Raw genomic sequence first — 16219 nt, 5'->3', positions numbered from 1 at the left:
TCACGACATTGCTTCGCCGATCGGCGTGATCGCCGACAGCGCTGGCCATGCTCGATGGCTGCGAGCTGTTGCTGCACTTGGGCGACGTGGGTAGCCGTGAGCGTGACGAGGAGATCCTGGAGCGCCTGGCCGGAATGGCGCCGTTGTACACCGTACGCGGCAATATCGATACGCCGGACTGGGCCGAGCGTCTGCCCATGACTCAGGATCTCGTCGTCAATGGCTGGCGATTGCATCTGGTCCACGACCTGGCCGACTTCGCTCCCGATACGTCCTGCGATGCCGTGTTGCACGGTCATTCCCACAAGCCGCGCAACGAGTGGCAGGATGGGCGGCTATTGTTCAATCCGGGCGGCGGTGGGCGGCGGCGTTTCACGCTGCCGATCACCGTGGGCAAGCTGTGGGCGGACGCACGCGGATTGCGCGGCGCAATCCTGCACCTGCCGATCTAGATGATATGCGCGAAAACTGTATGCGCTCGGCTACACTGCGATAAATATCAGCCCACGATGCTCGTTGACTCTGCGTCACTCGGATGCGAGCGAGGTTGGCCTTCGTCATTTTGCCTTGTCATACCCTCGCTCGGCGACGTCTCCGAAAGAATCTAAAGCATATTGGGCAGCCAAAGAACCAAGCCAGGAAACAGGGTGTACAAACCTACCGCCGCGAGAAGGATCACCCAGTAGGGCAGCGAGGCCCAAGCGGCAGCAGGCAGAGTAACCTCATTGCGGGTGATCGAGCATAATACGAACAGATTGAGCCCCACGGGTGGCGTGATCATGCCAACTTCCATCAACAGCGTCACGATCACACCAAACCAGACAGGGTCAAAGCCCAGGGCAGTCACCATCGGGAAGGTGATGGGGAGAGTCATCAGGAGCAGGGATATACCGTCGAAGAAGCACCCGAGAATCAGATAGACGAGCACGATCATGAGCAGAATGCCATAGCGATCCAGCCCCAGGCCGGCGATGGAATCCACTGCGGTTCTCGGCAGGCCCAGCAGGCTCACCGCCTGAGAAAGGATCACGGTGCCGATCAGTATCATCGCGATGGCGCCGAACATCATCGACGCATGCTTGAAGGCCTCCCACAGTCTCTTCATGTCGAGATCGCCCCAAGTCATGCCAAGCACGATGCTGGCCGTCACCCCTAGAGCTGCCGCCTCGGTGGGAGTAGCGATCCCCATGTAGATGGTGCCCAACACGAAGAAGATAAGGATCGGCAAGGGCCAGACTTCCAGCAGGCCGCGTCCCACCGCCCGCCAATCCATCTTCTCGTTCCGTGGCGGTGCTACAGGCGTGCCGACGCTTGCTCGCACCATGATCCAGCAGAAGAATGCCAGCGCGATCATCAGCCCGGGCAACATGCCTGCAAGGAACAACTTGCCAATCGATACGTTCTGAGTCGCCCCATAGATCAGCAGTGACAGGCTAGGGGGGATCAGCAGTCCGAGTGTTCCTCCCGCCGCCAGCGTGCCCACGATCATGCTCGGCGAGTAGCCGCGCTGACTAAGCTCGGGATAACCGACCGATCCGATCGCCGCTGCGGTAGACGTACTGGAACCGCTCACTGCACCGAATAGAGTGCAGACTGCGATATTCGTATGCAGCAGTTGGCCTGGAATCCGCCGGAAAAGTGGCGTCAGGCCATTGTAAACCCGGGTGGAAACCCCACTGGCCAGCAGGATATCGCCGAGAAAGATGAACAGCGGCACGGCACTGAGCGTGAACTCGGTCAACAGGTTCCAGGCGGAGTTGATCGCCAGGGCCGAGGCGCCACCGGCCTGAAAATGCAGCAGGATGAACCCGGTGAGACCGAGGGCCGCACCAAGCACGGCGCCACTGCCGAGAAATGTCAGCAGGCTAACGCTTAGTATCGCCCAACTCATGACAGCCCCTCCCCAGATGATCTATCGCCGTTGTGGGTAAGACCCCGCAGCCCGTTTCTTACGACGATTAGAATGCAAAGCAGCATCGACAGAGGCATCAGCGCCATCCAAGGCCATAGCAGTACGCCACTGATCTCGGAACGCGCCCCGATCTGCAGGGAGAATGTCATGAAATCCCAGGCCTGATAGGCAAAGATACTGGCGAAGGCCACCAGAATCGCGTTGGCGAAAATATCGGCGACGGCGGCCATCCGTGAAGGAAGGGCACGCACCAGAAGGTCGATACGAATATGCTGGCTGGTGTTCAGCACATGCGGCAGTGACAGGAACGATAGGGAGAGAAACAGCAGGCCTGACAGCTCGTCCGAGAACCCGATAGGTCTTCCGACGAGGTATCTCATCAGGGTGCTGACCAGCACGAGGCCGGTCATGAACACTCCTCCGCATACGCCTATCAAGAATATCCAGTACACCAGCCTGTCCAGACACGTAGACAAGACTCTCATCCAGGCGCCTCTTTAGTCAGTCATCTGCATGGAGCCTTTCAAGGCTGAAGCTCGTTGGTCACGGTTTCGTAGTAGCGAACGCCTTCGTCCCCGGCTTCACTAGCCATGTCATGCCAAGCTGCCCATGCCGCATCCACGAAGGTCTGTACATCTTCATCAGAGAAGGCAGGCAAGATCGTGATTCCCATGGCTTCGCGTTCCTCGCGCGCACTGGCCTCGCGTTGCGGATTCACCGCGACTTCGCGGGTCGCCTGCCATATCTCCTCTCCGGCACGCGCCAGGGCCTGCTGTTGTTGCTCATCCAGACTACTCCAGGTGCGGTCGCTCACGCCGAACATCCAAGGAGAGGCCGCCCAAGGGTGAAGGTAGGCTTCGTAGTCGGTCACTTCCTGGAGAGATACCGTTTTCGCCACGGTAGACAGGTAATAGGCACAGTCGACAACGCCAGTCTGCAAGGCCAGATACATATCGTTCTGAGGGATTACCTGGGCCGAGATGCCAAGACGCTCGAAGGTGTCGACAAGATGCCCCGACCAGACCCGGACCTTCTTGTCGCGTAGTCCCCCGAGCGTGTTGACCGGCTCATTGCAGTGCAATCCCACATCGAACACGGGGGCAACGACGCCACCGACCGTATGGATATTCCACTCGGCATAGCCTTCGCGATACAGGTCGCGCAGGGTAGGCAGTATATCGAGGTGCTGTTCCGCTTCCGTAATAGCGCCCTGAGCATATATGGAAGCCATTTCCGGAGCATCGCGGTTGTAATATTCTCCGTACAGCAATGCCATATCGACCATGCCACGCTGCATGATGCGCAACATGTCCGCTTCCTTCAGGCCGAGCGATCCAGCATGGTAGACATCTACCATCAGCTGGCCGTTGGAATATTCCTCGACCAGGTCGGCAAAGCGCTCCAGATACTCGGCCTCGGGACGTGACTCTGCCAGGCCGCTATGGAACTTCAGGGTTCTGGCATCCGACCATGCGTGCGAAGCGGTAGTCATAAGCGCCAAGGCAATACTTACAGTGAGAGTTTTTCTTATCATTGCTCACATCCTTTTATGATTAAGTTTTTAAACTCTCATAAAACTAGGAAGCCACTGGCGCCATGTGCGACCGGTTTCGTCTCAAAAGCGGCATTGCGCCCATTTACCTTGACAAGTAGTGGTTCTCATTCATGGCATCACAGAACATCCACCATGAACCGGAGAGGTAAAACCAAGAGCTTGGATGGGGGGGCTGGTTCCCCGCGCCGGCCTGTCCAGCAACCGGCGCTAGAGGGGGAGTAGGTGGACGATTACTGGGCGCCGTCACTCATCCGCTCACGGATCATTTGATCCATGGTTATGGCATTTTCCGGTAGCTCGAACGTGCCGGCATCAGGCGAGGTGTCGGCGATGTCGGTGACCTCGAAGCGATCGCCGAAGCGCAGCATGCCAAGGTCCCGTTCGAGTATCGCCTTGCCGATCGGGTCGGCGCGGCCCATGACGGCTTCCACGTAGTTCTGGAAGGCAGCCAGCATCTCGTGGGCCAACGGATCGTCGCTGAGCACCAGGGTATCCTCGTGGCTCTGGCCGCCGCGGTCGGTCCACTCGAGGCGATAGACTTCGCCGTCGATGCCGGCGACGGTTTGCGTCTCGCCGGTGGCTTCCAGGCTGTCGACGGTTTCCGCCTGGCTGGCCATGGCGCCAGTGTCGTCGCCCATCGAATCGCTCATATCCCTGAGCATCGACATATCCATGATGAGCGGTTGCCCACCCTGTTGGGTGACCATATAGCCCTTGCCGTCACGCATCAGCATGTAGCCGTGCTGCTGGCTGGGAAAATCCATGCGCATCTTGTCGCCGGCCCACTGGATCTGCATGTCCTGCTGGCTATCGTTCGAGGCGATGGTGGCCGTGCCGTCGGCGAAGGCCGGCACAGCAGCGGCGAGCATCATTCCCGCGAGGAGCTTTTTCATGGGGTCTCCGAGGTCGCATCCTTGAGTAGGCGTGGCACCGGTGGTGTCACGCAGCACGTCGTTACCGTGTCTACCCTAGTCAAGCCGGACGATGCGGCCAAGTCATAAGCCGTCATTCTCTTTATCCCAGAACGAAATCGCGGTGCGCCTGCTCATGGGCCAGCAGCCACTGCTTGCGTGCGATTCCCCCCGCATAACCGGTGAGCTGGCCGTTGCTGCCGATGACACGATGGCAGGGCACGATGATCGCCAGCGGATTGCGACCATTCGCGGCTCCCACGGCCCGATGACTCTTGGGGCTGCCGATCGCGGCGGAAATCGTCGCGTAGCTGCAGGTCTCGCCGTAGGGCACGTCGCGCAGTCGCCTCCATACCCGTTGCTGGAAATCGGTGCCTGCGGGACTCAAGGGGAGATCGAAATCCAGACGATGACCCTGGAAATACTCCGCGAGCTGCGCCTTGCAGCGCTCGATGAACGGATGGGGGGTGGGCGGCTGCGTGGGCGCATCGACGAACAGCAGATGCGTGATGCCTCGCTCGTCGGCGCGAATTTCCAGCAGGCCGAGGGGGCTGTCGCAGGGTGGGGTAAAGTGATCCACGTACATATCAGCGATTCCACAGTTGCAGGGTCAGGTAGCTGCGCCAGGGGGCGGCAGCTTGCGGGTCGAGGCGTGAGTCGCCCGCCGCCAGGGCGCTCACGGCCTGTTTCACGCCGAGGTCGCCGGCCAACCAGATATCCGGATGGCTGGTGCCACGCAGCCGGGCGTAGTCCACCGTCCATGGGCCGATGCCCTTGAGCGCCTGCCAATGCGCAGGGTCATGCGGGGTAGGATCGGCATGGTACCAGGCGGCGAAGCGGCGCAACGTCTCGCGACGGGTGCCGGGCATGCCCAGGAAGGCCAGGTCGCTTGCGGCAATGGCCTCTGCGTCGGGAAAAAGGCGACGCTGACCGTTGCAGGCGTCGGGGAGCGGCTCGCCGAGCGTATCCACCAACCTCTGTACCTGGCGTTTGGCAGCCTCGACCGTCACCTGTTGACCGAGAATCGCCCGTACGCCGGCTTCGAACAGGCTCCAGGTGCCGGGCAGTCGCAGGCCCTCGATCAGCGGCAGGCCGGGTACCGTCCTGGCCAGGTGGGCTTCGATCGTTCGGGTATCGGCATCCAGGTCGAGTATGCGTCGAATGTTGGCCACGACCGGTTTCATGACGCTCAGGTCATCGAGTTCCAAGGTGACCTTGAACCCGTGCCGTCGGGGATCGTGAACGGCGGTAAAGCATCCCTCGACGTGTTGCCAGGAAAACGTACGGCCATAGCTGTCGTCGTCGACCCACTCCAGCCCGTCGATTCGTCGCCTCGCCAGAAAACGCTGCATGACCGGCCAGGCATAGGGTGGGCGATAGGCCAGGTGGAGCGTCAGGCCGCCAGCGGCGGTCCCGGCCTGGCGGCGCAGTTGGCTGGGCGCCATTCCCATCTGCGTACGAAAGCAGTCGTTGAAGCGACGCAGGCTGCGAAAGCCGCTGGCATAGGCGATATCGGTCACTGGCAGGTGAGTCTGATGGAGCAATTGCTTGGCGAACAGGCACTGCTGGTAGAGCGCATAGCCTTTCGGCGAAACGCCGAAGCGGCGCTGGAACAGCGCGCGAAGATGACGATCGCCAATCCCCAGGCGGGTGCATAGCCGTTCGAGCGGGGCATGTTGCAGGGCGCCCTCGTCGATCAACCGCAATGCACGCTCGAGTGTGGTGTCGGTGCCTTTCCAGGCCGACGAGCCGGGAGCGCTATCGGGCCGGCAGCGCAGACAGGGACGATAACCGGCCCTGGCGGCTTCGACGGCGCTGGAATAGTACTCGACATTACCTTCCTGGGGCGGTGTCGCCGGGCATACCGGGCGACAATAGATCCCGGTGGTCCTGACGGCGGTGTAGAACTGGCCGTCGAAGCGGGCATCACGCGCGAGCCGCGCGCTTCGGCAGGTTTCCCGGTCCAACATGCGCTGACTCTCCGCAGGTCGTGGTTGGTTGTATTCTACCCCGGGATTGGGCGGGGACTCGCCGGAATCGGAACTGATGCTGGTGCGGTCCGGGTGGGCGGCGTTGCGCCTGCAGGTTATGCTAGGCGCCCATTTTTCAGGAAGCGCTTTCATGGCCCTGACTTCAACGCCTTACAAGATCGACCTCAGCCTGTCCGATCTGGACCGTGGCGTCTATGCGACGCTGCGCTTTACCGTGGCGCGCCACCCATCGGAAACCGAGGAACGGTTGGTCTCGCGTCTCTTGGCCTATGCGCTGTGGCATGCCGAGGGACTTGCCTTTGGGCGCGGCCTGTCCGACGTCGACGAGCCGGCACTATGGGAGAAAAGCCTGGATGATCGCACCCTACACTGGATCGAGGTCGGCCAGCCTGACGCGGAACGTCTGACCTGGTGTTCGCGGCGCGCCGAGCGGGTATCGTTGCTGGCGTACGGCAACCGACGGGTATGGGAAACGCGCATCTTGCCCAACGTGTCTACGCTGGGCAATCTCAATATCGCGGCGTTGCCCCAGGCACCCTTGAGCGCATTGGCAGAAGACCTGCCGCGTAGCGTCAAGTGGGCGATAATGATCAGTGAGGATACGCTGTTCGTCACCGACGAGCGTGGCCAGCACGAACTGCCGCTCGAGTGGCTGCAGGGCGGTCGGTAGGTTCAGAAGGTCGGCGTAGCGTCGTCCTCTTCCACGGTTTCGCGCAGGGCCTGCAATTCGTCGACCGAGAACTGCTCGATACGTCCTGCGAGAAGATCGCTGATACGTTGGGGAGGAATGCCTGCGCGGCGGGCGATTTCCCGGTTGCCCAGTTCCGAGAGGGCGATGCGGCGGGTGACGACGCGCATCAGGCGGGTGCGTTTTTCCATGTCGCGAACATCGAAGTCGCTTTTCCATTTCGACGGCTGTGCGGAAGAAACACAGCCGTTCATCTGTCGTACAGCGTCCATGAGGCTCCAGTGCCTTACCTATGACCGTGTCAGGATGCGCAATTTTTCGATCTTGCGCTAGCCCCGAATCATGTCATCGATCAAATTTTTTGTTGTTGCTTTTCCAGACTAGTCCATAGGAGGTGTGGGGCGCACGAGAATTTCGTTGACATCGACGTGAGACGGCTGGTTGACGGCGTACAGTACGGCATTGGCGATATCCTTGTCCTGCAAGGCATGCGGCGGCGCCTGATCGAAGAAGGCGGTATCGACCATGCCTGGCTCGATCAGCGTGACGCGGATGCCGCTGCCTCGCAGTTCCTCGCGGAGGTTGTAGCCGATTCCGGTTACCGCCCACTTGCTGGCGCTATACATCGAGCCGGGAATGGTGGCACGTCCGGCCGCCGACCCGGTGAGCAGGATATGCCCGCGACTGCGGCGCAGGGCGGGAAGTGTCGCCTGGATCGTCAGGCCGACGCCGTAGACGTTGGTGAGCAATAGCTCACGCCACGATTCGTGATCGGCTTCGCTGAAGCCGCCCGAGGAACCGCCGCGCCCGGCGTTGGCGAACACGGCATCGATACGCCCGAAATGCTCCAGCGCTTGGTCGACCATGGCGCGTTGGTCGTCCATGGAGGTCACGTCGCAGGAAACGGCCAGCGCCTTCTCGGGACCGAACTCCTTGACCAGGGCATTCAGCTTGTCGGCGGATCGCGCAGCCAGTACCAATTGGTAACCTTCACGATGGGCTGCGCGTGCGGTGGCGGCACCGATCCCGCTCGAGGCACCGGTGATTAGAAACACTCTGTCGTTCATATGATCTCTCTCCTCATTTTTCTAAAGACTAGGATGGTAATTAACCGGACAAGCTGCAAATGTCGGTATGGTCCATTGCGGGAGTCTATCCATGAACGTCACTTGGCAAGTGGGGTTGGCCGCCTTGCTCGATGCGGTTTACCTGGTGAGTTACTGGTTCGTGCCGGACCTGCCCTGGTTGAGTTACGGCCTGCTGCTGGGATGGATCGTCGCCGGCGTCGCAGCGTGTCGGTGGTGGTCGAGATCCATGTCGGCGCGCTGGCAGGCCTGGCTATTGGCATTTAGCCCGATCCTGCCTTGCGTTTCCTGGGTCATGTCGCGCCAAGCGGCGCCGGTCGGACTCTCTGGACTCCGTCATGGCGTAGGCCAGCGGTTCGCCATGGCGTTTCTGCTGGGTCTTGCGTTGCTGGCGTCGGCCAGTGGCTTGGCCGAGCGTCGTGTGCTGGGGCCGGCCATGGTGCCTGTCGAAGTGACGGCGGTGGATACGCTCAATCGCTCGCTGGCGCTGGCTGCCGCCTCCTACGCGTCGGCCCGGCTCATCGACCGCGGTATCGCCCTGGTGTCAGAGGCCGAACTGACCCTGCCGGTGATCGGTGGTGTGGCCGTCAAACCCGGGCAGTTCTTCAAGCCGCTGCAGGACATGGCCGAGCGCTACTCCGATGTCATGGTCGTGGCGATGGCCTCGATAGGCATTCAGCGGGTGCTGATCGAGCTTGGCCACAATGCCTCGGTGGCCGTGTTGGGCAGTGCCGTGGCTCTGATCCTGCTGGTCTCGCTATTGTGGCCGGCGATGGCCTGGCGCCTGGTCCGGCTGGCGCGCGGCGCGCTGGTTCTGTTGATCGTGGCCCGGCTCATGGTGCCAGTGGCGGTGGCCGGAGTCGCAGGCATCTCGGATGCCGTGCTCGAACCACGACGTATCGAGGCCCAGCAGCAACTGGATAGCGCCACGGCGGAACTGCAGGAGGCGGATGTCGACGGCCTGGAAGAGGAGGGGAGCGGGCTGTTCGACTGGATGCGTGATCTACGCGACGAGACGACGTCGATGGCGCTGGACGTTCGCGGCTTTTCCGACGACATGGTGGATCGCTTCATCCAGTTGCTGGTGGTCTACCTGCTCGAGACCGTGCTGTTGCCGCTGGGCCTGCTCGCCGGCCTGTGGTGGATGGTGCGTACGTTCACGATGCCGCCGACGACTCTGCCTGTCGAACGGCATCGCTAGCTTGCCGAAAAGGCGCTGTCTCCCTTTACATGACGCGATCGGTCCGCAGCACGCTGGCCGAGCTGTCGTCGTCATTGTCCTCCTCGGCATAGCGGGTCGCGCCGGAGCGTAGGCGAATGCTCAGGTTGTTGTGGGCTTCCTCGGTCTCCGGTGGAAGCAGGCGTTCGACGGCGGCCTTCTCTTCCAGCAGTTCGGCTTCGGTGGCTTTGAGGCGCTGCAGGCTCGATTCGTCCATCGCCAGGTTCTGGACGATCTGGTAGCGCCCGTAGCGGCAACAGACAGGGAAGGAAAATACGATGCCCTTGGCCACGCCATAGCTGCCGTCCGAGACGATGCACATGCTGGTGAAATCGCCCGGCGGAGTACCCAGGGCCCAGTCGCGCATGTGGTCGATGACCGCCTGGGCCGCAGAGGCGGCGCTTGACTGGCCGCGGGCGGCGATGACTTCGGCACCGCGCTTCTGGACTCTGGGAATGAAGGTGTTCTCGACCCAGTCCAGGTCGAGACTGGGAAATACCGGCATGCCGAACGCTTCTGCATGGCGCAGGTCGGGAAACTGGGTGGCGCTGTGATTGCCCCACACCGCCACCCGACGGATGTCGGCCGGGTTGCAGCCGGTATGGTTGGCCAGCATGCCCTTGGTGCGGTTGTGGTCGAGGCGACTCATCGCCGTGAATTGCGAAGGTGAAAGATCCGGGGCATTGCGACTGGCAATCAGGGCATTGGTATTGGCCGGGTTGCCGACTACCACGACCTTGACGTCGTGATTGGCATGGTCGTTCAGGGCCCGCCCCTGATGGCTGAAGATGTCGGCGTTGGCCGATAGCAGATCCTTGCGCTCCATCCCTGGTCCCCGTGGCCGGGCGCCGAGCAGGATCGCATAGTGCACGTTCTTGAAGCCGGATTCGGCGGTATCGTGCAGGCGTACGGTATGCAGCAGCGGGAAGGCGCAGTCCTCGAGTTCCATGGCCACGCCATACAGGGCAGGCATGGCTTCGGGGCGCTCGATGAGTTGCAGGATGACGGGTTGATCGGGGCCGAACATGTCGCCGGCAGCGATGCGAAAGAGCAGAGAGTTGCTGATGCTACCGGCGGCACCGGTAATGGCGATCCGGACGGGACGTTTCATGGCATGTTCCCCAGGGTCGGATGGAAGCTGCGGCCACCATGGTCTCCTGTTGTTGTATGGCGGAGTTGCCACTGACGGGGCTTCGCGATGGCCGCCCCGGTGGGGTTAACGCCCACAGTGCGCTTACCTCACCTTAAGCCAAGCATAGCAAGGCTTGAGCCCCCTCAAGGCCAGAAAACGAAATATCGGCAAACGCTCCAGCGATTCAATGCATTGCACTCATTCGTTCGTCGGGGCATGTTGGTTCGCTATGATGAGGTAACGTAAGGGTTTGGGTACCAGCCACTATGGCGTGCTCAGGGACAAAGGCATTAGGCCTGAAGGAGAAGGGATGTCTGGATCATTCGGGCGCTTCAAGCCGTGGCGGGGCTGGCCAATCAGCCGGGAAATCTTGCCTGTGGTGCGCCGCGAACAGGTGAAAATGCTGCATGCCGGGCTGTGGCAGCCGGTGCTGGCCAGTGTTGCCTGCGCCTTGCTGCTCGTCCTGTCGCTTTGGCCGGTCGTCCCGCATATGTGGCTGTTGAGCTGGCTGGCGAGCGTCTTGCTGGTTTCCTCGGTGCGCCTTGGCCTGGCGGCCTATTATCAGCGCCAAAGCGACGCTGTTCAGGCACGAACCGGCTGGTTGATCGGGTTTTCGCTGGGCGTTCTGGCCGCTGGCGTGACCTGGGGCGCGGCCGGCTTTTGGTTGTTTCCTGCCAATGACCACGAGCATCAGGCGGCGCTGGCCATCATCCTGGCCGGCGTCAGTGCCGGCGCAGTGACGACGTTATCGTCATTGTGGGGTGTCTCGGTCCTGTTTCTGGTGCCGACCATGGCACCGTTGATGCTGCGCTATCTGCAGGTCGGGACGCCGGTCGCCCTGTTGCTGGCGCTGCTCATGGCACTGTTCCTGGGGCTGACCCTGGTCGCCAGCCGACGTTTCGGTCATTTGATTGCGGACAACATCCGGCTGCGCGTCGAGGGTGACGAGCGCGAGCGAGCCCTGCGCGAAAACCGCAGTCGTTACCGAAGCATCTTTCACTCCGCCCCGCTGGGAATCCTGCATTTCGACCAAGACGGCAAAGTGCTCGATTGCAACGACAAGTTCCTCGATATCGTCGGTGGGCGACGGGGGGGAGTGATAGGGCTCGATCTATGCCGTGATCTGGCCGACGACAAAGTGATGAATGCGGTTAGCTGCGCGCTGCGTGATGGCAATGGCTATTACGAAGGCGACTATGTCAGCCTCCACTCCGGACGCTTGATTCCGTTACGCGGTTTCTTCAACGGCATTCGCGGCAGTAGCGGTGAGATCACCAGTGGCGTAGCGGTCATCGAAGACTTTACCGAGCGCAAGCGGGCCGAGCAGACCATCCATCAACAAGCCTATTACGATCCCCTGACCAACCTGCCCAACCGCCGCTTGCTGCTCGGCCGGCTCGCTGCCGCCTACCAAGCCTGTCAGCAGGGCAGCGAGCGAGGTGTCGTGCTGTTCATCGACCTGGATCGTTTCAAAGCGGTCAATGATACGCTGGGCCATGCCATGGGCGACCGTCTGCTTCGCGATGTGGCGCAGCGTTTGACCGGTTTGCTGCGTCAGGGTGATGTGGCGGCGCGTCTCAGTGGCGATGAGTTCGTGGTATTGGTCACCGGGCTGCCGTCCTGTGCCGATCGGGCAAACCAGGTGGCCATGGCGCTGGCGCGACGGTTCTTGAATGCACTTTCGGCCCCCTACGAGATGGCCGATCGCGCCCTGCGCGTGACACCGAGCATCGGCATGGCGCTGTTCCCCGATGGTTCGCAAGATGCCGACGATCTCCTCAAGCACGCGGATACCGCCATGTATCAGGCCAAGACGCAGGGGCGCTCGCGTGTTTGCTGCTATCAGCCGAGCATGCAGATCGAGGTGGAGCGTCGCCTGGCTCTGGAGAGCGACCTGCGACGAGCCATCGAGCAGAATCGTCTGAGTCTGCATTACCAACCCCAGGTCGATGCCGGGGGCGCTATCGTCGGTGCCGAGGCATTGCTGCGCTGGGAGCACGAAACGCGAGGCGGGGTGTCGCCCTCTGAATTCATTCCCCTGGCAGAGGAAAGCGGGCTGATCATCGAGCTGGGCGAGTGGGTGCTGCACGAGGCCTGTCGTTGTCTGCAGCGCTTCGGTGCCGATCGCCTGCCTCGGCTATCCATCAACGTAAGTCCGCGCCATTTCAGCGAGCCCGACTTCGTGGCCTGTATCGAGCGGGCGGTGTCCGGTGCGAGGATCGCTCCCGAACGACTGGTACTCGAGTTGACCGAGGGGGTACTCATCGACCACCTGCAGGATGCCGTCAACAAGATGCGCGAACTCAAGCGGATCGGTGTCGGCCTGGCCATCGACGATTTCGGGGTCGGCTACTCGTCGCTGTCGTATCTCAGGCGCCTGCCGCTCGATGAACTCAAGATCGATCGCAGCTTCGTTCAAGACCTGGACGATGCCAACGACGCGGCGATCGTTCAGACGATCATCGCCATCTCCCAGCATCTTGCGCTGGATGTGGTGGCCGAGGGGGTGGAAACCGAAGACCAACTGGCCTTCCTGGTCGCCAACGGCTGTTCGCGATTTCAGGGATTCTATTTCCACCGACCGCTGTCGTCCTCGGCGCTGGGTCGGGTGTTGTCCGCACCGCAATACCATCCGTGACGGGTCGGGCGCTTGCGTTGCGCTCACTCGATCAAGAGCAACAGGATGGCAATGACCGCAAAGTGTGCGGGATACCAAGCGAGCCACATCCGGCGCGGCATGGCGTAACCGACCTGCGGTATACGACTGGCCGCGCCGGCGGCAAGCATCAGCACCGCCAGGCAGGTCGCCACGGTAAACGATTTGGCCATGTCCGAACTGTTGAGCAGGCCGGCATTGAGCAATAGGGGCAGAGCGGCAATGGCGGCCGTTAGGCGCTCCACCAGCGTCTCCGCCGGCTGGGTCAATGCATGGAAGGCGAGCATGTAGAACGGGATCATCAGCAGGCCCTGATGGCCATATTCCACCCAAGGACCGATGGCAAGCCAGGCCAACCCTGACAAGGCGACGAGCAGTGCCGTGGAGAAGGGGCTACGTAGCTTACCTGTCGCTGACTGTCGGGTAAGATCGTATAGCCAGCTTCCCCAGAACAGGCCGAGCGCCAGGGTAAAGCAGATGTTCAACTGGAAGTGATCGCGCGGCATGGCCAGATAGGGCAATTGAGCCACCAGGCCGATGACCAGGATGCGCCGGGCGTAGCGCAACGGATTGCGCGTGTTGAACAGCGCATGCCAGGCCACCATCGCCGCGAACAGGGGGAAGGCGATGCGGCCGATGGAAGAACTCGCCCAGCCGATGTTCCAATGGTCGGATAACAGGTAGCGTGTAACATGATCCACGGTCATGGTGATCAGGGCCAGCCACTGGCCCCAGCCTGTCCAGGCCGACGAAGGACGCTGAACGTCTTGAAAGGCAACGCTCGGTGAAGTCAGGGGCATGGATCGCTCCGACACGTATCGATGAAGGCCCTAGAGCCCGGGTTCGACGCTACGATAGCGCTCATGGCTGCCGTACGCCATGGGTTCTCGTGGCCTGAACGAGGCTCGATGCCCGAGGAAGGTCGGCCAGGCATAACGGAAAAGAGAGAGTCAATGATTCATGAAGGAGTGATGCATGCGCATCGGTCTACTGCAATGCGATGACGTCGCCGAAGCGCTTCAGCCCCGGCACGGTAACTACCCCGACATGTTCGAGCGGTTGCTGACGTCGGTCGACCCCACCCTGACGTTTCGAACCTGGCGTTGCCATGACGGCGACATACCCTCCGACACCGAGGCGGCGGATGCCTGGCTGATCACCGGGTCCAAGTTCGGCGTCAACGACGGCAGCGATTGGATCGAGGCGCTGTGCGGTTTCGTGCGTGAGCTTTGGCAGGCCGGTCGGCCCCTGGTGGGCATCTGTTTCGGACATCAACTGATCGCCAAGGCGCTGGGCGGCGAAGTGGTCAAGAACGAGCGTGGCTGGGGCGTGGGCATGTCGTTCAACCGCGTGACGGAACGTGCCCCGTGGATGACGCCCTGGCAGGAGGGGCTCGACCTGGTGGTCAGCCATCAGGATCAGGTCAGGCGATTGCCGGACCGGGCAACGATTCTCGCCGTGAGCGATTTTTGCCCCATCTACCTGATGCAGGTCGGCGAGACCTTTTTGGGCATCCAGGGGCACCCCGAGTTCACCAAGGCCTATTCGGCCGATCTGATGGATTACAAGCGCGACGCCTTGCCCAGCAACCGGCGGCGTGAAGGCATGGCTTCGCTCGATGCACCGGTGGACGATCAACTGATGGTGCGCTGGATACTCAACTTCCTGAACCAGGCATTGCGCCGGCCGGCAGCGCCGTAAAAACGGACGGCGGAACCGATGAGAGCGCCGGTCCCGCCGTTCAGGCGATGCATTTGGAGTAAAGCAAGGTGCGTGCCAAGCGACTGTCAGGCCACGGCTCCCGTCACCGTGGGTTCACTACCGCTGAATGAAGGGCACCCGGTTGGGATGGCGCACCTCATCGGGGCAAAATCCAGGCATCGACGGCGTTGGCTGCACCTCCGGGATGCGCTGTCTCAACGGCTGAGCGTGGGACCTTGCGTCAGGCGCTCGACATGCCAGGCATCGCGCCCGTCTTGTGCCAGGTAGACCAGTGGAGCGCGACGCTGAGCCCAGAAGCGCAGCAGGCTGCGTTGCTCGTGAAGACGCTGGCGCTTGTCGGCACTGAAGGCACTGGCGTCGAGTACCACGGCTTCGGCATCCAACAGCCACAGGGGCGGATGATAGGGCCAGCTGCGATGAATGGTTTCCAGCCACGGGGCTGTCTGCCCACCATACTCGGGTTGCCAGTACCAATGCTGGCGCGCATTGCGGATCCCCGAGGCATCCCACCACAGGGCACTGGTCGGCAGGCCGCTCAGGGCAAGCCGTTGGCGGATCGTATTGCCTGGCGGAAGGATGACCACCTGGCGGTAGGCGATGCGCCAGGCTGCGCCATTGGCGAGTATCGCCGTGGCGTAAGGGGTCAGCAGGTGCGGATCGATACGTGCCGCTTCCATTCCGTAATTGAACATGGGCTATGGCTCCTGATGTGCGCTGGCGATGCGCTCGCGTCTCGATGAACAAGAAGCAATTTTCCGGCCAGACTCGGTCGGTCGAATTGATGGCCAGTGATTTGGTGCCTGGCTTACACTCAAAAGAGTTTCATTGGCCGCTAGGTGCGGGAGGGACGCACTCGCGTGGCACATCGGCAGGAGACACGCCATGAAGATCGGCGAATTGGCACGTCAGACGGGCTGCCAGGTGGAGACGATCCGTTATTACGAACGCGAGGGGCTGCTGCCCGAGCCGGCACGCAGTCAAAGCAATTATCGCGTCTATGGCGCCGCACATGTCGAACGTCTGACGTTCATTCGCCACTGCCGGGCGTTGGACATGGCACTCGGTGAGATCCGCGAGCTATTGGCTCTGCGCGATCATCCCGAGCGCGACTGTGCCGCAGTCAACGCCCTCATCGACGAGCATATCGGCCACGTCGAGACCCGCCTCGCCCAGTTGTCCAGCTTACGCGATGCGCTGCTCGACCTGCGGGCACGTTGCCGTGACGAGGCGGAAACCGGGACCTGCGGCATCCTGCGCGAACTGGCGCTGCCCGCCGAGGAACAGGACAGCGGGGAATTGCCGCCACCGGTGCAGCATATCGGCGGCTCCCACTCCCAGTGATCGACGT

The 16219-nt window shown here is 61.7% G+C and carries 17 protein-coding genes; 6 read left to right on the top strand and 11 right to left on the bottom strand.

Going from position 1 to position 16219, the window contains the following annotated elements; all coding sequences use genetic code 11:
- Nucleotides 1-47 precede the first annotated feature (47 nt).
- Entirely contained in the window at nucleotides 48-452 is a 405-nt protein-coding gene (locus MHM84_RS05785; protein WP_343218271.1) for a metallophosphoesterase family protein, read from the top strand.
- 152 nt (nucleotides 453-604) lie between these two features.
- Here the strand turns inward: MHM84_RS05785 and MHM84_RS05780 are convergent, their stop codons facing one another.
- From MHM84_RS05780 to MHM84_RS05755, 6 genes are all read right to left on the bottom strand, one after another.
- Entirely contained in the window at nucleotides 605-1891 is a 1287-nt protein-coding gene (locus MHM84_RS05780) for a TRAP transporter large permease subunit (protein ID WP_239263491.1), read from the bottom strand.
- The gene (locus MHM84_RS05775; RefSeq protein WP_239263490.1) at nucleotides 1888-2322 is read right to left on the bottom strand and encodes a TRAP transporter small permease; all 435 of its coding nucleotides are present in this window, start codon (nucleotides 2320-2322) and stop codon (nucleotides 1888-1890) included. The genes MHM84_RS05780 and MHM84_RS05775 overlap by 4 nt, the downstream gene beginning before the upstream one ends.
- Before the next feature lie 113 nt (nucleotides 2323-2435).
- Nucleotides 2436-3446, bottom strand: a complete 1011-nt coding sequence (locus MHM84_RS05770; RefSeq protein WP_239263488.1) for a TRAP transporter substrate-binding protein — start codon at nucleotides 3444-3446, stop codon at nucleotides 2436-2438.
- Between the two features lie 251 nt (nucleotides 3447-3697).
- A complete protein-coding gene (locus MHM84_RS05765; protein ID WP_239263486.1) occupies nucleotides 3698-4360 on the bottom strand; it encodes a hypothetical protein in 663 nt (220 codons plus the stop codon).
- A gap of 121 nt (nucleotides 4361-4481) precedes the next feature.
- On the bottom strand, nucleotides 4482-4964 hold the full coding sequence (locus MHM84_RS05760) for a methylated-DNA--[protein]-cysteine S-methyltransferase (protein ID WP_275445657.1): 483 nt from the start codon (nucleotides 4962-4964) through the stop codon (nucleotides 4482-4484).
- 1 nt (nucleotide 4965) lies between these two features.
- Nucleotides 4966-6348, bottom strand: a complete 1383-nt coding sequence (locus MHM84_RS05755; RefSeq protein WP_239263484.1) for an AlkA N-terminal domain-containing protein — start codon at nucleotides 6346-6348, stop codon at nucleotides 4966-4968.
- Between the two features lie 151 nt (nucleotides 6349-6499).
- Here MHM84_RS05755 and MHM84_RS05750 point away from each other — a divergent pair, with 151 nt between their 5' ends.
- Complete coding sequence (locus MHM84_RS05750) at nucleotides 6500-7039, top strand: YaeQ family protein (protein ID WP_239263481.1); 540 nt, start codon at nucleotides 6500-6502, stop codon at nucleotides 7037-7039.
- A 2-nt stretch (nucleotides 7040-7041) separates the two neighbouring features.
- Here the strand turns inward: MHM84_RS05750 and MHM84_RS05745 are convergent, their stop codons facing one another.
- Nucleotides 7042-7311, bottom strand: coding sequence for an XRE family transcriptional regulator (locus MHM84_RS05745; protein WP_343218276.1), 270 nt, complete (start codon nucleotides 7309-7311; stop codon nucleotides 7042-7044).
- Nucleotides 7312-7437: 126 nt separating this feature from the next.
- A complete protein-coding gene (locus MHM84_RS05740; RefSeq protein WP_239263475.1) occupies nucleotides 7438-8124 on the bottom strand; it encodes an SDR family oxidoreductase in 687 nt (228 codons plus the stop codon).
- Nucleotides 8125-8215: 91 nt separating this feature from the next.
- On the opposite strand from MHM84_RS05740, the gene MHM84_RS05735 reads away from it, so the two are divergent.
- Nucleotides 8216-9343, top strand: a complete 1128-nt coding sequence (locus tag MHM84_RS05735; protein WP_239263473.1) for a hypothetical protein — start codon at nucleotides 8216-8218, stop codon at nucleotides 9341-9343.
- Between the two features lie 25 nt (nucleotides 9344-9368).
- On the opposite strand, the gene MHM84_RS05730 is transcribed toward MHM84_RS05735, so the two are convergent.
- Nucleotides 9369-10472, bottom strand: coding sequence for a malate dehydrogenase (locus tag MHM84_RS05730; protein ID WP_239263471.1), 1104 nt, complete (start codon nucleotides 10470-10472; stop codon nucleotides 9369-9371).
- A 331-nt stretch (nucleotides 10473-10803) separates the two neighbouring features.
- Between MHM84_RS05730 and MHM84_RS05725 the strand changes: the two genes are divergently transcribed.
- Complete coding sequence (locus MHM84_RS05725) at nucleotides 10804-13131, top strand: EAL domain-containing protein (protein ID WP_239263468.1); 2328 nt, start codon at nucleotides 10804-10806, stop codon at nucleotides 13129-13131.
- Between the two features lie 23 nt (nucleotides 13132-13154).
- Here MHM84_RS05725 and MHM84_RS05720 read toward each other — a convergent pair whose 3' ends face one another.
- Nucleotides 13155-13949, bottom strand: a complete 795-nt coding sequence (locus MHM84_RS05720; RefSeq protein ID WP_239263466.1) for a TraX family protein — start codon at nucleotides 13947-13949, stop codon at nucleotides 13155-13157.
- A gap of 175 nt (nucleotides 13950-14124) precedes the next feature.
- Between MHM84_RS05720 and MHM84_RS05715 the strand changes: the two genes are divergently transcribed.
- Nucleotides 14125-14850: a gamma-glutamyl-gamma-aminobutyrate hydrolase family protein gene (locus MHM84_RS05715; protein WP_239263463.1), complete on the top strand. Its 726-nt coding sequence runs from the start codon at nucleotides 14125-14127 to the stop codon at nucleotides 14848-14850.
- Nucleotides 14851-15065: 215 nt separating this feature from the next.
- Here the strand turns inward: MHM84_RS05715 and MHM84_RS05710 are convergent, their stop codons facing one another.
- Nucleotides 15066-15563, bottom strand: coding sequence for a hypothetical protein (locus tag MHM84_RS05710; RefSeq protein WP_239263460.1), 498 nt, complete (start codon nucleotides 15561-15563; stop codon nucleotides 15066-15068).
- A 190-nt stretch (nucleotides 15564-15753) separates the two neighbouring features.
- Between MHM84_RS05710 and cadR the strand changes: the two genes are divergently transcribed.
- Nucleotides 15754-16212, top strand: a complete 459-nt coding sequence (gene cadR, locus MHM84_RS05705) for a Cd(II)/Pb(II)-responsive transcriptional regulator (RefSeq protein ID WP_239263458.1) — start codon at nucleotides 15754-15756, stop codon at nucleotides 16210-16212.
- Nucleotides 16213-16219 lie beyond the last annotated feature (7 nt).

Source organism: Halomonas sp. McH1-25 (genome assembly GCF_022348165.1).
Classification (GTDB): Bacteria; Pseudomonadota; Gammaproteobacteria; order Pseudomonadales; family Halomonadaceae; genus Modicisalibacter.
Note: the sequence above shows the minus strand (reverse complement) of the source record. Positions and strands in the feature narration are given on the sequence as shown.

Bases quoted from the DNA above. Each gene is read 5' to 3' on its own strand.
- MHM84_RS05780 (WP_239263491.1), bottom strand. From the start codon at position 1,891: ATGAGTTGGGCGATACTAAGCGTTAGCCTGCTGACATTTCTCGGCAGT.
- MHM84_RS05740 (WP_239263475.1), bottom strand. From the start codon at position 8,124: ATGAACGACAGAGTGTTTCTAATCACCGGTGCCTCGAGCGGGATCGGT.
- MHM84_RS05770 (WP_239263488.1), bottom strand. From the start codon at position 3,446: ATGATAAGAAAAACTCTCACTGTAAGTATTGCCTTGGCGCTTATGACT.
- MHM84_RS05775 (WP_239263490.1), bottom strand. From the start codon at position 2,322: ATGACCGGCCTCGTGCTGGTCAGCACCCTGATGAGATACCTCGTCGGA.
- MHM84_RS05710 (WP_239263460.1), bottom strand. From the start codon at position 15,563: ATGTTCAATTACGGAATGGAAGCGGCACGTATCGATCCGCACCTGCTG.
- MHM84_RS05735 (WP_239263473.1), top strand. From the start codon at position 8,216: ATGAACGTCACTTGGCAAGTGGGGTTGGCCGCCTTGCTCGATGCGGTT.
- MHM84_RS05730 (WP_239263471.1), bottom strand. From the start codon at position 10,472: ATGAAACGTCCCGTCCGGATCGCCATTACCGGTGCCGCCGGTAGCATC.
- MHM84_RS05760 (WP_275445657.1), bottom strand. From the start codon at position 4,964: ATGTACGTGGATCACTTTACCCCACCCTGCGACAGCCCCCTCGGCCTG.
- MHM84_RS05725 (WP_239263468.1), top strand. From the start codon at position 10,804: ATGTCTGGATCATTCGGGCGCTTCAAGCCGTGGCGGGGCTGGCCAATC.
- MHM84_RS05720 (WP_239263466.1), bottom strand. From the start codon at position 13,949: ATGCCCCTGACTTCACCGAGCGTTGCCTTTCAAGACGTTCAGCGTCCT.
- MHM84_RS05785 (WP_343218271.1), top strand. From the start codon at position 48: ATGCTCGATGGCTGCGAGCTGTTGCTGCACTTGGGCGACGTGGGTAGC.
- MHM84_RS05715 (WP_239263463.1), top strand. From the start codon at position 14,125: ATGCGCATCGGTCTACTGCAATGCGATGACGTCGCCGAAGCGCTTCAG.
- MHM84_RS05755 (WP_239263484.1), bottom strand. From the start codon at position 6,348: ATGTTGGACCGGGAAACCTGCCGAAGCGCGCGGCTCGCGCGTGATGCC.
- MHM84_RS05765 (WP_239263486.1), bottom strand. From the start codon at position 4,360: ATGAAAAAGCTCCTCGCGGGAATGATGCTCGCCGCTGCTGTGCCGGCC.
- cadR (WP_239263458.1), top strand. From the start codon at position 15,754: ATGAAGATCGGCGAATTGGCACGTCAGACGGGCTGCCAGGTGGAGACG.
- MHM84_RS05750 (WP_239263481.1), top strand. From the start codon at position 6,500: ATGGCCCTGACTTCAACGCCTTACAAGATCGACCTCAGCCTGTCCGAT.
- MHM84_RS05745 (WP_343218276.1), bottom strand. From the start codon at position 7,311: ATGAACGGCTGTGTTTCTTCCGCACAGCCGTCGAAATGGAAAAGCGAC.